This is a genomic window from Rouxiella aceris, from assembly GCF_012933545.1.
GTDB classification, from domain to species: Bacteria; Pseudomonadota; Gammaproteobacteria; order Enterobacterales; family Enterobacteriaceae; genus Rouxiella; species Rouxiella aceris.
This window is the reverse complement of the sequence record NZ_JAADJU010000006.1, coordinates 325,744-340,152: the sequence shown is the minus strand read 5'-3', so window position 1 is coordinate 340,152 and position 14,409 is coordinate 325,744. Positions and strand designations below refer to the sequence as shown.

General features: G+C 50.8%; 12 protein-coding genes and 4 tRNA genes. 2 read left to right on the top strand and 14 right to left on the bottom strand.

Annotated elements, in window-relative coordinates:
- Positions 1 to 248 precede the first annotated feature (248 nt).
- Together GW590_RS13630 and GW590_RS13625 are read left to right on the top strand one after the other, a co-directional pair.
- On the top strand, positions 249 to 1,040 hold the full coding sequence (locus GW590_RS13630; RefSeq protein WP_169403585.1) for a cytochrome C assembly family protein: 792 nt from the start codon (positions 249 to 251) through the stop codon (positions 1,038 to 1,040).
- 18 nt (positions 1,041 to 1,058) lie between these two features.
- Positions 1,059 to 2,342, top strand: coding sequence for an HlyC/CorC family transporter (locus GW590_RS13625; protein WP_169403584.1), 1,284 nt, complete (start codon positions 1,059 to 1,061; stop codon positions 2,340 to 2,342).
- A 239-nt stretch (positions 2,343 to 2,581) separates the two neighbouring features.
- Here GW590_RS13625 and luxS read toward each other — a convergent pair whose 3' ends face one another.
- The 14 genes from luxS to mltB form a co-directional block, all read right to left on the bottom strand.
- A complete protein-coding gene (gene luxS / locus GW590_RS13620; RefSeq protein WP_169403583.1) occupies positions 2,582 to 3,097 on the bottom strand; it encodes an S-ribosylhomocysteine lyase in 516 nt (171 codons plus the stop codon).
- 250 nt (positions 3,098 to 3,347) lie between these two features.
- Positions 3,348 to 4,910 (bottom strand): glutamate--cysteine ligase, encoded by a 1,563-nt coding sequence (gene gshA, locus GW590_RS13615; protein WP_169403582.1) that lies wholly within the window; start codon positions 4,908 to 4,910, stop codon positions 3,348 to 3,350.
- An 85-nt stretch (positions 4,911 to 4,995) separates the two neighbouring features.
- Positions 4,996 to 5,424 carry a YqaA family protein gene (locus tag GW590_RS13610; RefSeq protein ID WP_169403581.1) on the bottom strand — a complete coding sequence of 143 codons (429 nt, stop codon included), beginning with the start codon at positions 5,422 to 5,424 and terminating at the stop codon, positions 4,996 to 4,998.
- Positions 5,421 to 5,999 carry a fructose-1-phosphate/6-phosphogluconate phosphatase gene (yqaB, locus tag GW590_RS13605; RefSeq protein ID WP_169403580.1) on the bottom strand — a complete coding sequence of 193 codons (579 nt, stop codon included), beginning with the start codon at positions 5,997 to 5,999 and terminating at the stop codon, positions 5,421 to 5,423. The genes GW590_RS13610 and yqaB overlap by 4 nt, the downstream gene beginning before the upstream one ends.
- A 457-nt stretch (positions 6,000 to 6,456) precedes the next feature.
- Positions 6,457 to 6,533: transfer RNA gene (locus GW590_RS13600), tRNA-Arg, on the bottom strand.
- 39 nt (positions 6,534 to 6,572) lie between these two features.
- Positions 6,573 to 6,649, bottom strand: a tRNA-Arg gene (locus GW590_RS13595).
- Between the two features lie 116 nt (positions 6,650 to 6,765).
- A tRNA-Arg gene (locus GW590_RS13590) sits at positions 6,766 to 6,842 on the bottom strand.
- A gap of 6 nt (positions 6,843 to 6,848) precedes the next feature.
- Positions 6,849 to 6,941 (bottom strand) — tRNA-Ser (locus GW590_RS13585).
- A gap of 325 nt (positions 6,942 to 7,266) precedes the next feature.
- Complete coding sequence (gene csrA / locus GW590_RS13580; RefSeq protein WP_013574027.1) at positions 7,267 to 7,452, bottom strand: carbon storage regulator CsrA; 186 nt, start codon at positions 7,450 to 7,452, stop codon at positions 7,267 to 7,269.
- 256 nt (positions 7,453 to 7,708) lie between these two features.
- Complete coding sequence (alaS, locus tag GW590_RS13575; protein WP_169403579.1) at positions 7,709 to 10,336, bottom strand: alanine--tRNA ligase; 2,628 nt, start codon at positions 10,334 to 10,336, stop codon at positions 7,709 to 7,711.
- A 139-nt stretch (positions 10,337 to 10,475) separates the two neighbouring features.
- A complete protein-coding gene (recX, locus tag GW590_RS13570) occupies positions 10,476 to 10,976 on the bottom strand; it encodes a recombination regulator RecX (RefSeq protein ID WP_235955949.1) in 501 nt (166 codons plus the stop codon).
- Between the two features lie 285 nt (positions 10,977 to 11,261).
- Positions 11,262 to 12,326, bottom strand: a complete 1,065-nt coding sequence (gene recA / locus GW590_RS13565; protein ID WP_169403577.1) for a recombinase RecA — start codon at positions 12,324 to 12,326, stop codon at positions 11,262 to 11,264.
- 192 nt (positions 12,327 to 12,518) lie between these two features.
- On the bottom strand, positions 12,519 to 13,013 hold the full coding sequence (gene pncC / locus GW590_RS13560; protein ID WP_169403576.1) for a nicotinamide-nucleotide amidase: 495 nt from the start codon (positions 13,011 to 13,013) through the stop codon (positions 12,519 to 12,521).
- 288 nt (positions 13,014 to 13,301) lie between these two features.
- The gene (gene mltB, locus GW590_RS13555; RefSeq protein WP_169403575.1) at positions 13,302 to 14,378 is read right to left on the bottom strand and encodes a lytic murein transglycosylase B; all 1,077 of its coding nucleotides are present in this window, start codon (positions 14,376 to 14,378) and stop codon (positions 13,302 to 13,304) included.
- Between the last annotated feature and the right edge of the window lie 31 nt (positions 14,379 to 14,409).

Sequence of the window (14,409 nt, the reverse complement as noted above, 5' to 3'; positions counted from 1 at the left end):
AACGTAATGACAGGCCGCCTTGGCGACACAATTGCGGGATTATAACACGAAAGTATGCACAATCTCTGCCCGATATCGCTATCCGGGCTTACAGTAGTAGCTACACGGCGGTAAAATGGCCCCCCTGTTGCACCTGAGATGGGATAAACCGCGGGGATATACAGCGAAAAACCCTAGAGTAGTTGGAGCACGAGGCCGGTAACGTTATACTGCCTCTCTCATTCATTTTTCGACGCAAATGACACAATATGCCAGCTCTCGCTCTTGTCGCCATGATCGCCTATCTGTTAAGCCTTTCTCTGATCATTCCCAGTTTGATCCGCAAGAATGGGGCCTATCGGCGCATCGCATTGCTCTCGGCTGTTGTTGCCCTTATCTGCCATGCCATTACCCTTGAGCAGCGCATTTTTGATGTCAGCACCGGCCAAAACCTGAGCCTGGTGAACATTGGCTCAATTGTCAGTCTGATCATTTGTACGGTAATGACCCTGGTCGCCTCGCGCAGCCGCGGCTGGTTTATTTTGCCTGTCGTTTACTGTTTTGCCCTGATTAACCTGGCACTGGTGGCGTTTTTGCCCGGCGAATTTATTACCCACCTTGAAGCCAGCAAAGGGTTGCTGGTGCATATCGGGTTGGCACTCTTTTCCTACGCCACGCTGATTATTGCCACTTTGTATGCGTTGCAACTGGCATGGCTCGATTATCAGTTAAAAAACAAAAAACTGACATTCTCTGCCGATATGCCACCGTTAATGAGTATTGAACGTAAGCTGTTCCATATCACCCAGGGTGGGGTCATTTTGTTAACCCTGACCCTCTGTACCGGCCTGTTCTACATGGAAAACATGTTCAGCCCGGAGAACATCGACAAAGCGCTGCTGTCTATTCTGGCGTGGGTGGTTTATATCGTTCTGCTTTGGGGACACTATCACGAAGGTTGGCGTGGTCGCCGCGTGGTGTGGTTTAGCATTGCGGGAACAATCTTGCTGACACTGGCCTATTTTGGCAGTCGCTTTATTCAGCAAGTCATGGTTCACTAATCAATAAGGAATTACCCGTTGGAGCACGTCTCTACCACTACCCTTATTATCATCCTGGTTATCATGGTGGTAGTTTCCGGCTATTTTTCAGCGTCGGAAACGGGAATGATGACGCTTAATCGTTATCGGTTACGTCATATGGCCAAGCAGGGAAATCGCGCCGCACGACGTGTTGAAAAACTACTTAAACATCCCGACCAGTTAATCAGCCTGGTGCTGATTGGCAACAACCTGGTCAATATCCTCGCTTCGGCGTTGGCGACCATTGTCGGTATTCGTCTCTACGGCGACGCTGGCGTGGCCATTGCTACCGGTATCCTGACCTTTGTGGTTTTGCTGTTTGCCGAAGTGTTGCCCAAGACTTACGCCGCCCTCTATCCAGAACGTATCGCCTTTCCCAGCAGTCTGCTATTGCGTCCATTGCAAAAAATCATGCTGCCGCTGGTGTGGATCCTTAATAGCCTGTCACGCATCCTGATGCGCATGATTGGCATTAAAACCAATGTCAGTATCAGCGATGCCATGAGCAAAGAGGAGCTGCGCACCATTGTGAATGAATCACGCTCGCAGATTTCTCGCCGCAATCAGGACATGCTGCTGTCGGTGCTGGATCTGGAAAAGGTCACCGTTGACGATATCATGGTGCCGCGTAATGAGATCGTCGGTATCGATATCAACGACGATTGGAAATCTATCATTCGCCAGCTGACGCATTCGCCTCATGGGCGCATTGTGCTCTACCGTGACACCCTCGATGACGCTATCGGTATGCTGCGACTGCGTGAAGCCTATCGTCTGATGACCGAGAAAAGAGAATTCACCAAAGAGAACCTGCTACGCGCCTCTGACGAGATTTACTTTGTTCCCGAAGGCACACCGCTGAATATTCAGTTGATCAAATTTCAGCGCAATAAAAAGAAAGTGGGCATCGTGGTCGACGAGTATGGCGATATCCAGGGGCTGGTGACGGTAGAAGATATTCTCGAAGAGATCGTCGGGGACTTTACCACCTCAATGTCGCCTACGTTGGCCGAAGAGGTCACACCGCAGAGCGATGGCACCGTATTGATTGAAGGCAGCGCCAACGTGCGTGAGTTGAACAAGGCTTTTAACTGGAATTTACCCATTGAAGGGCCCCGCACCATCAACGGTATGCTGCTGGAAATCCTGGAAGATATTCCCAAGATCGGTACCCATCTGAGAATTGAAAACTATGAAGTGGAAATTCTCGATGTACAGGACAATATGATCAAGCAGGTCAAAGTCCGCCCGCTGAAGTCACTACGCCCCAACACCGACTAACTCGTTCACTGCTGGCGGTTGCCGCTGAAATGCAGCCCATAAAAAAGACGCGAAAATCGCGTCTTGAGTTTGATGACAAAGTCGTCTTGATGATCGAGATACCCGGGCATAGCACACCTAAGGGCGCTCCGGCGGGCAAGCCCGCTACGACCCCAACGGTGCACTCTCCCTAATAACGGGCTTTGTCAGCCGTCTGAGACGCGAAAATCGCGTCTTTTTTTATGCCATCCAGCAGCAGACTAGATATGCAGTTCGGTCAGTTTTTCTTCTGGCAGCGCCAACTCTTCGTTGTGATTGACCACGATATTATGGTCAACAATGTGCTGAGCAATTTCCTGCGCTTCTGGCAATGAGTGCATCTCGTAAGTGCCGCATTGATATTCATTCAGTTCAGGAATTTTGCGTTGGTCAGTCACTTTCAGCACGTCTTCCATGGCGGCTTTCCACGCATCAGCAACACGTTGCTCTTCCGGTACACCGATCAGGCTCATATAGAACCCTGTGCGGCACCCCATTGGAGAGATATCGATGATTTCGACACCATTACCATTCAGGTGGTTACGCATAAAACCGGCGAACAGATGCTCCAGCGTGTGAATACCGCGTTCAGGCATCACTTCGATATTCGGGCGGCAGAAGCGCAGATCGAATACGGTGATGGCGTCCCCATGCGGGGTTTTCATGGTCTTGGCAACGCGAACAGCAGGCGCTGCCATACGGGTATGATCTACGGTAAAGCTATCCAACAGTGGCATATCGTCACCTCTCCTAAAAAAAAATTATTTTTTTATCAAACTCAGGAAACCTTTTCCCATAATGCGAGTCTGAATATATGAAAGACGCGCATTTGTTATCATCATCCCTGTAAACAGAGATGTTTGTTTTGGCCACATTAATTGTGGCCATTTTCTTTTCTGGCACTCCCTGCCACGATGGAAGCTACAGCAGCGTTAGCAACCCTTGCTGCCTTATTGCAACTCCCCTCACTCAAAGCATAGCGCTGCTTCACTTTGCAGCAAGCTGCGCCAGGTACTCTTCAAAGCTTAGCTTATCATTTGCTTCCAGGCTGCGCTGACGCTGCCAGGATTCATGATACTCCGTTGCCAGCTGCTGTTCGGTCAACACTTCCAGCGGCTCTTCTGACAACATCTGGCGATACTTTTCTGCCAATGCCAGACCAAGATTGCCTGAACCTTCGGCTTTCATCGCCTTGAGAATACGTGCGGAATAGGTCAGCTCAGGATCGTCAAAAGCCGCTACCAGTTCGCTGCACACTTGCTGATACTGCTGATTGCCGTTCTGGCTATCCAGTACTTCAGCCACGCGACGCAGATCGGCAAACAGCGCCTTGCCCACTTCCTTGAGTGGTTTTCTGGCGTCATGGCAGCCCATACCGATAGTTTGGTCAGGTTTGCGCCCTTCAAGGATCACTCGGTTCCAGTTTTTACGGGTACAGAGGATCTCGTCGCTATTCATTTCCGGCGCATCGGCCAATGCACACCATATCAAAAACAGATCGAGGAAACGTGCCTGATTTGCATCCACGCCAATCGGTGTAAAGGGATTGACGTCGAGAGAACGAACTTCAATATATTCGATACCACTACGCAGCAAGGCATCTGAAGGGGTTTCCCCCGCTTTGGTCACGCGCTTGGGACGGATCGGCGCATAAAGTTCGTTTTCAATCTGTAACACATTGCTGTTTAGCTGCTGGTACTTGCCATCTTTTTTAACGCCCATGGCGGCATATTCCGGCGATGGGGTACGAATGGCCCGTTTAACGCCGGCAACGTAGCTTTCCAGATCGTTAAAGGTGATACCCAAATTACTCTGCGATTTATTGGTATAACCCAAATCGCTCAGACGCAATGAGGTGGCATAAGGCAGATAGCACAAGCCGTTCTCGCTATATTCAAACGGCAAGTCGGTTTCGCGCCCTTTGAGGAAGGAAGAGCAGATCGCCGGCGACGCGCCAAACAGGTAGGGGATGACCCAGCCAAAGCGGTAATAGTTGCGGATCAGCTTAAAATAACCGGCTGAAATCTCTTCTTTGCCGCTCTGTGCATCGGTGATGCCCAGACGCGCCTGCCAAAACTCGAGGGGCAGAGAGAAATTATAGTGAATGCCGGAAATCACCTGCATTAATGCGCCGTAGCGATTCTTCAGCCCCTGGCGATACAGGGTTTTTAATTTGCCAATGTTGGAGCTGCCATACTGCGCCAGCTCGATATCATCTTCGGCATCAATGCGACATGGCATGCTTAATGGCCACATTCTCTCATCACCCAACGATTTGGCGACGTGACGATGAATATCGCGCAAAAAAGTCAGTAAATGATCGATATTGTCATCAACCGGGGTAATAAATTCTAAAAGCGACTCGGCAAAATCGGTAGTGATCCAATGATGCGTCAATGCTGCGCCTAAAGGTTCCGGGTGAGCCGTCGTTGCCAGTGCACCATTAGGCTTAACGCGCAGCGTCTCGCGCTCAATACCGCGACGAATGCCCTTCAATGACTGGGGATGGGCTTCCAACCAGGAAAGCGCCTGTGATACATCCGGGATCAAATTGACCTCCCGCTATTAAAAATAGTTAACTTATAAGTATTCTGAATCTGCATAGATGTGACCATCATAGATAACCGATAACAATCTAACCCCACCATGAACCCACCTTTACTGTGATAATGGCCAGCGCTATATAACGCAGCGTTTTCCCGACGCACAGGAATAACACAACCAGGGTCCAGGGCATGCGTAGCCAACCTGCCAAAACGCATAACAAATCACCCACTACCGGCAACCAACTGAGCAACAGCGCAGCGGGTCCAAAGCGTTTTAACCAGCCCAGGGCCATATTCAGCCCGCGCTGCGGCTTTAACTCAGGTAGAAAGCGTCCGAGAATAACATTTGTCATGCCGCCCAGAGTATTGCCCAATGCTGCAGTAATAACCAATGCCGCAGGCGTCGCGCTACCCGCAGATAACAAAGCAACCAATACAACTTCCGAATTTCCCGGCAACAAGGTGGCGCTAAGAAAACTGCTGCCAAATAATGAAGCCAAGGCAACCACTGAACTCACAGCGTACGTACATCCACAAAGGCCATATTAGCCCGCTGTGCTGCCTCAATACCGAAATCGGCGTCTTCAAATACCACGCACTTCTCGGGAGGTACGCCAAGCAGTTCAGCGCAGCGTAAAAAGGTGTCAGGTGCCGGCTTGTGATTCTCGACATCGTTGGCACCGACAATGACGTCAAAGCAGTCCCGCAGCCCTAAATGACGCAGCAGAGCGTCCGCCATGCTGTGTTCGCTGCCCGTACCCACCGCCATAGGGCGACGGCCGTGAAACGCCTTGACGACGTCAATAAGCGGCAATGGCTTTACCGTATCAAGTAACATCGCCTGCACAGCCTGGGTCTTTTCCGCCGCCAGAAGGTGAGGATCCATTTCGACCTGGTTACTATCAATAATAAATTTGGCAATGCGCCAGGTAGGTGAACCGTTAAGTGCCACCATGGCGGCAACATCAAACTGTAGATTATATTTGGATAATACCTGATGCCAGGCTTTACGATGTGTCGGCTCTGTGTCCAATATGGTGCCATCCATATCAAATATCAATCCTTCGAAGCCTTCGTACGCCTTGTACTCCATAACCACCGCCTGCGATCAACAAATATGGGAAATCCACTTTAACGTAAAGCGTTCTCATTGTCGCTTTTTGTCAGATTGGAGAGCACACAGGAACAATGGTCAACCATTGAGCAACGGCAATAACGGGGGGATATGACCAAAAGCTGAAAACAAAAAAACCGCCGAAGCGGTTTCAGACTGCTGACAAAGTCCGTTATTAGGGAGAGTGCACCGTTGGGGTCGTAGCGGGCTTGCCCGCCGGAGCGCCCCTAGGTGTGCTATGCCCGGGTATCTCGATCATCAAGACGACTTGGTCATCAAACTCAAACCGCCGAAACGGTTTTTTTGTTTCAATCTGCAGGCATCGATAAAATAATCTGGCCCTGAGGGCGGCGTCGGTCATAACGCGATGATGGTGATGCTTTATTTTGGCCAACTTGCCAGCAACAGAGTGTGTGGTTTGCAAATCGGAGAAAGATGGTGCACCCAGGAAGATTCGAACTTCCGACCGCTCGGTTCGTAGCCGAGTACTCTATCCAGCTGAGCTATGGGTGCATTGGTTTTTTTACTGACGATAAAGCGAAGGATTAAGAATGGTGCACCCAGGAAGATTCGAACTTCCGACCGCTCGGTTCGTAGCCGAGTACTCTATCCAGCTGAGCTATGGGTGCATAACAATTCTTTAATGCAGTTCTTTACAGCAGAGTTACTACCACCACTTCGCCATTCTACCCTTGCAGGCCTGTTCGCTCACTTGATTGCAAATCAATATACGTAACAGAAAGAATGGTGCACCCAGGAAGATTCGAACTTCCGACCGCTCGGTTCGTAGCCGAGTACTCTATCCAGCTGAGCTATGGGTGCATTAAATGGCGGTGAGGCGGGGATTCGAACCCCGGATGCAGCTTTTGACCGCATACTCCCTTAGCAGGGGAGCGCCTTCAGCCTCTCGGCCACCTCACCATACGCTTCTTGCGAATTGTGCGACTTGCTTTGTTTAAGCTCATCGGCACTGCGTGGCGCACATATTACTTTCCCGCACTTATAAGTCAAACCCTTTTTTCCCAAGAATCGCTTGTTTGCACAATTCACGTCCAACCTGCGCAGTTTAGCGGCAAAATAATGGCGTTGGCAGGTAAAAACCAATGTTAAATCAGTAAAAATTCCGGGAGGGAGAAAGGTAAACCGAGAAACTATTTTCGCAGGAGAGCGGTAAAACGGGGGGAGAAGGCAAAAATTTGCCCTAAAAAATCATTAGCGCCTCGCCGTTGACGAGACGCCAGATAACTCAATAACTCGTCTGTTGAGATTTTTCAGCCTGAATACGCTGATAGATCTCTTCGCGATGCACAGAGACCTCTTTTGGCGCATTCACACCAATACGCACTTGATTACCTTTAACACCTAAAACGGTAACCGTCACCTCATCGCCAATCATGAGGGTTTCACCAACTCGGCGAGTCAGAATAAGCATTCTTTGCTCCTTGAAAAAGTAAAAGAGTCGGGTCTCTCAGTTTCACAGCCATTATCTATCATATGCTGTTAAAACGTAAGCCATGACCTCCACATTAAATGTATGTCAGCCTTATACATTAGTTGTGAGTGATTTTAAGTTTAGCCGAAATCAGCAAAGTCGTGACGTTATTAGTGAGAGCTAACCGGTCATAAAGAGTAAAAACGCCATAACAGACAAGAGATTATGGCGTTTCGATTGTTAATGATATTTATGACTACAATTTGAGAGCTACCCATGCCTCTACGCCAGCAAGCGCTGCCGGTAGAGCCTGCGCATCAGTACCGCCCGCCTGAGCCATATCAGGACGACCACCACCTTTGCCCCCAACCTGCGAGGCTATCGTAGCAATGAGTTCACCTGCTTTAACACGATCGGTCAGGTCTTTTGTTACCCCAACGATTAGGCTCACCTTATCATCAACCACGGTTGCCAACACGATAATGGCAGAACCGAGTTGGTTTTTAAGATCATCAACCATAGTACGTAACATTTTCGGCTCAACGTTGTCCAGTTGGCTTACCAACAATTTAACGCCTTTGACTTCTTTGGTTTGACCAGACAAAGAAGCACTTTCCTGCGCTGCCTGCTGGTCTTTCGCTTGCTGAAGTTCTTTTTCCAGTCCGCGAGAGCGCTCAATCAAGGTACGCACCTTATCCGCCAGGCTGTTTATATCGCCTTTTACCAGATGGGCAACGTCTTGCAGCAAATCACTTTGCTGATGCAATGCGCTAATGGCATTTTCACCGGTGATCGCTTCAATACGGCGAACCCCGGCGGCAGTACCCGACTCGCTTTGAATGCGGAACAGGCCAATATCGCCAGTACGACGGGCATGAGTCCCGCCACACAGTTCAGTGGAGAAATCGCCCATCGACAATACGCGAACGTGGTCGTCATATTTCTCACCAAACAACGCCATCGCGCCCTGATCTTTCGCATCATCAAGGGCCATGATATTGGTTTCAATCGGCAGATTACGACGGATCTGTGCGTTAACCAGATCCTCAACCTGACGGATCTCCTCTGGCTTCATCGCTTCAAAATGCGAGAAGTCAAAACGCAGGTAAAGATCATTAACCAGCGAGCCTTTCTGCGCCACATGCTTGCCGAGTACCTGACGTAATGCGGCATGCAACAGGTGGGTGGCAGAGTGATTGAGGCGGATACGGTCACGGCGGGCGACGTCAACGTCGGCTTCGACGCTATCGTTGATCCGCAGTTTACCTGCATTCAAGACACCCTGATGGCCAAAGGCCTTGCCGTACTTCTGGGTATCGCTTACCGCGAACTCACCGGCCGCCGTTTTCAGCACGCCCTTGTCGCCAACCTGACCACCAGATTCGGCGTAGAACGGCGTATCGTCGAGCACCACAATCGCGCTGTCGCCGGCCTGGATCTCTTCAACCGGTTTACCTTCAACAAACAGGGCCACGACCTTGGACTGACGCTGCACGTGTTCATAGCCCGAGAACTGGGTTACGCCTTCAACACGCACCATGCTGTTGTAATCGGCACTGAAACCGCTGGATTCACGCGCGCGATTGCGCTGAATTTCCATTGCTTTTTCAAAGCCTTCTTCATCAACTTTCAGATTGCGTTCACGGCATACGTCCGCCGTTAAGTCGACCGGGAAACCAAAGGTGTCATACAGGCGGAAAACAATATCGCCAGGCAGAGTATCGCCCTGCAGCGTAGCCAGCTCTTCGTCCAACAGTGCCAGACCGCGTTCCAGCGTGCGGGCAAATTGCTCTTCTTCTGTTTTCAGCAATTGCTCAACCATTGACTGCTGGTTTTTAAGCTCATGTGCTGCTGAGCCCATCACTGCAATCAGTGGCGCGACCAGTTTATAGAAGAAGGTTTCCCTGGCACCCAGCATATTGCCATGGCGCACCGCGCGACGAATAATACGACGTAACACATAGCCGCGACCTTCGTTGGAAGGGATAACGCCATCGGAAATCAGGAAGGCGCAAGAACGAATATGGTCAGCAATAACGCGCAGCGATTTGTTGTTCAGATCGGTAGCGGCAGTCACTTTTGCAACGGCAGCAATCAGGGTCTGGAACAGATCGATATCATAGTTGGAGTTAACGTGTTGCAGCACCGCTGAAATACGTTCCAGCCCCATACCGGTATCAACCGAAGGCTTAGGCAAAGGCAGCATAGTACCGTCAGACTGACGGTTGAACTGCATAAAGACCAGGTTCCAGATCTCGATATAACGGTCACCGTCTTCTTCGGCGCTGCCAGGAGGGCCACCCCAGATGTGATCGCCATGATCGTAGAAAATTTCCGAGCAAGGACCACAAGGACCGGTATCACCCATTTGCCAGAAGTTATCCGATGCGTACTGGGCACCTTTGTTATCACCAATGCGGATGATACGTTCCGGCGGCACACCAATTTCTTTTTCCCAGATACCGTAAGCTTCATCATCGGTGGCGTATACCGTCACCCAGAGTTTTTCTTTTGGCAGGTTAAACCAGTTTTCGCCGGTCAGCAGTTCCCAGGCAAAGTTGATGGCGTCACGTTTAAAGTAATCGCCAAAACTGAAGTTACCCAACATTTCAAAGAAGGTATGGTGACGCGCGGTGTAACCAACGTTTTCTAAATCGTTGTGTTTGCCGCCGGCGCGAACGCAACGCTGAGACGTGGTCGCACGATGATAATCGCGATTGTCCAGGCCCAGAAACACGTCTTTGAATTGGTTCATACCGGCATTGGTAAACATCAATGTCGGATCATTAGTAGGGATCAGCGAACTGCTGTCGACAACGGTGTGTCCCTTACTATGGAAGAAATCGAGAAACGCTTGACGGATCTCAGCGGTGCTCTTGCTCATAAATGTCCCGGAATAAGGCTAAAAAGGTCGGCCCGTGAGCAAGATTAAGCGCGATAAAAGGCCACTAACCTTGTCGCTCACGAACAAAAGTGGGGATAAGATAAAATTTCTTCGCGGGGAAGTAAAATCCCGTATGCGCTCAATCTTCAAAATCGCGATAAATAGCCTGAATTTCTTCCTGAAAAAAGCCGCGGTAGAGTAAATAACGTAAAACTTTGGATTTCTCTTTCCAGTCGGTTGGCAAAGGCTGGCCAAATTTGCGCGTGGCAAGATCATACGCCTTAGTGCACCAGTCGATCTCACAATTTTCCAGCGCTTGCGTAATAATCTCTTTATCGACACCTTTTTGTATCAACTCGGAGCGGATACGCTGCGCCCCCAGTCCCTTGTTACTGCGTCCGGAAATATAGTGCCCGGCAAACTTCTCATCATCCAGCCAGCTATGTTGATAGCAGTAGGCAATAACCTGATCCACCAGCTGCGGGCAGATCTCTTCGACTACCTGCGGCACAACTTTGCTGCGCGCTTCACCAGTGGATTTGGCATTATAGGCCGAGGGACGGCTAAAGGGTTGTGGCGGCGTCAGCAGTTTGCGCCGCAGCTCGGCTTCACCGTGGTCTCGCTGACCGAGTAAACGCATGGCGCGGGCAATCAGGGTATTGAGCTTTTTTGCCTGATCATCTTGTGCAGTAGAAAATAGCGATGATCCCGCTGCCGGTTCTTCGGCATCCTGACTCATGATTCACTCCTTAAGACTTGCGGCTGCCGTAGCCCAACATCACTTTGGTGGGCAATAGCAAAACGCATTAAGCAAAAAAAAACAGCCCATCTGCAGGCTGTTTGATTTTGATGACAAAGTTGTCTTGATGATCGAGATACCCGGGCACACCTCCGAGGGGCTCGCCAGCGGGATCAGCGCAGAGGATTAAAACTCTTCGCTGGTTTCAACATTGTCGTCGAGGTCTTCAACCGTTGCCGCAGCGCTGAGTTCGCCGCTACCGCTCAGCAGCATATCTCTGAGTTTTTTGTCGATCTCTGCAGCAACTTTAGGATTTTCTTTCAGGTAGTTGCAAGAGTTCGCCTTACCCTGGCCGATTTTCTCACCGTTGTAGCTATACCAGGCACCGGCTTTCTCGATCAGTTTGTGCTTAACGCCCAAATCGACCAATTCACCGTTGATGTTAATACCTTCACCGTAGAGGATCTGGAATTCGGCCTGTTTAAACGGCGCAGCAATCTTGTTTTTTACCACTTTAACGCGGGTTTCGCTGCCGATCACCACATCGCCATCTTTGATTGCGCCAATACGGCGGATATCAAGACGCACTGAGGCGTAAAACTTCAGGGCATTACCCCCGGTAGTGGTTTCCGGGTTACCGAACATGACGCCGATTTTCATACGGATCTGGTTGATAAAGATCAGCAGGGTATTGGCGTTTTTCAGGTTACCCGCCAGCTTACGCATGGCCTGGCTCATCATACGTGCTGCAAGGCCCATATGGGAGTCGCCGATCTCGCCTTCGATTTCGGCTTTTGGCGTCAGTGCAGCAACGGAGTCGACAATAATGACGTCAACCGCGCCAGAGCGGGTTAATGCGTCACAAATTTCCAGCGCCTGCTCACCGGTATCCGGCTGGGAACAGAGCAGGTTATCAATATCGACACCCAATTTTTTGGCGTAAATTGGGTCAAGGGCGTGCTCGGCATCGATAAAGGCACAAGTTTTACCTTCACGTTGTGCAGAGGCAATGACCTGTAACGTCAGGGTCGTTTTACCTGAAGATTCCGGACCATAGATCTCAACGATACGGCCCATTGGCAAGCCGCCCGCGCCCAGAGCGATATCCAGCGACAGAGAGCCGGTAGAGATCGTTTCAACATCCATTGAACGATCTTCACCAAGGCGCATGATGGAGCCTTTACCGAATTGTTTTTCAATCTGGCCCAGTGCCGCAGCTAACGCCTTTTGCTTGTTCTCATCAATAGCCATTTTCACTCCTTCGCGTGGTACAGCAGCGTAATATTAAACGCCGCCGTCACTGAATGTTGTTGTTTATCCCCGTCATCTTTCAAGCCAGGTGCAAGACTGCCTGCCTGAACCTTAAAAGCGGTTGGGTTGGATGCAAAATACACATGCAGGTAATTACCAGCAATTATACTGTATGCTCATACAGTATCAAGCCTATTTTTTCAAAAAGTCGTCAAGCAGAGTTTGTAGTGAAAAAACAGCAGCTTGCAGACGCACCGATTCGCGGTCCCCGGCAAAAAGCTGTTTACAGGCATGAGTACGCCCGGTGTTATCGGCAAAACCAAACCACACGGTCCCCACCGGTTTGGCTGCAGTGCCCCCATCCGGCCCGGCAATGCCGCTGATCGAAACCGCAACATCCGCGCCCGCGGCGTGCAAAGCCCCCTCGGCCATTTCTCGCACCACTTGCTCACTGACCGCACCGTACTCCTGGAGCGTGGATTCGGCAACCCCCAGTAAATCATGTTTGGCCGCATTACTATAGGTCACAAAACCGCGATCAAACCAGGCTGAACTGCCGGCAATATCGGTGATCGCTTTCGCCACCCAACCGCCGGTGCAGGATTCGGCACAGGTGACCCACTGCCCTGCTGCTTTTAACGCCGCCCCCACCGCTACACTGAGCTGGTGCAAATTAGTCTCGGTCATAGGTTGTCCTGAATAAGCCAATCAATAGCCACGATGTTAGCACTTCTGCCAATACAAAATCTTCCCGCGAGGACGAAATGCGCGCGGTCGCTAAAACGGAATTGGCACGGGCAGAGAACAGGCAATTGTTTCTCGATAGCTGTCACAGAAACCGCTTGGGTCAAATACCTATACCGACCTGAAAATACTTGAGAAGGCCCTGACAGATAACGAAAAGAAGGGTTGGCGCAGAGAAGGTAAAACAATATGTCAGCAGCGGAGCACCTGTCCGCTGCTGACTACCGGCTTTTAGTTGCCGGTGCGCGCCTGACTTACCGCCAGACCCAACTGCCACACAGCCATCGCATACTGCGTGCTGTGGTTGTAGCGGGTAATGGCATAAAAGTTCGGCAAACCATACCAATACTGATAGCTGGTGCCCATATCCAGGCGCAGCAGGCTGGCCTGTTGATAACCGCCCAGTGAGCCTTGTGGCGTTAATCCGGCCGCAGCCAGCGTGGATAGCGAATAGTGGGTATCGTAGCCGTTCTCCAGTCCCGGTGCCTGACCGCTGGCCACAACGGCAACCGGTTGGCCAGCGACCCAGCCATTGGCTTTAAAGTAGTTGGCCACGCTACCGATGGCATCGATCGGATCCCACAAATTGACATGACCATCACCATCAAAGTCGACGGCAAACTGCTTAAAGGCAGACGGCATAAACTGACCATAACCCATGGCACCGGCAAAAGAACCGCGCAGCGACAAGGGATCGTCCCCTTCGCTGCGTGACATCAGCAGGAAGGTTTCCAGTTCACCGGCAAAGTATTCCCCACGGCGAGGATAGTCAAAGGCCAGCGTCGCCAGGGCATCAATGATACGCGTTTTACCCATCACCCTGCCCCAACGGGTTTCCACCCCGATGATGCCGACGATAATTTCCGGCGGCACACCGTACTGCTGCCAGGCACGCTGCAGGGCGTCCTGATATTGATTCCAGAATGCCACGCCATTTTGCACATTATCCGGGGTAATAAATTTGCTGCGGTAACGGATCCAGGCACCGTAAGGACCTGCAGGTGGCTGACCAACCGGCGCCTGGCGATCCATTAATCGCAACACCCAGTCCAGTCGTTTGGTTTGCCCCAGCAGGTCATGTAACTGCTGACGATCGAAACCATGCTCGCGCACCATCTTGTCGATAAAAAGATTGGCGGCCGGATTGGAAGCAAAATCACCACTGGGCAGAAAATCACTCTGCGGAGAAGGAAGCAGAAAGCCACCGCTCGGTGCAGCACTTTGCTCAGGGGGGGTGGTGTTTTTGGGTTGACTGCTACAGGAACAGAGCAGAACGACGATGGGAAGAAGGGTTGCCAGGTAACGCATCAGATGTCCGTAGGGCGATACAAGAAAAGAA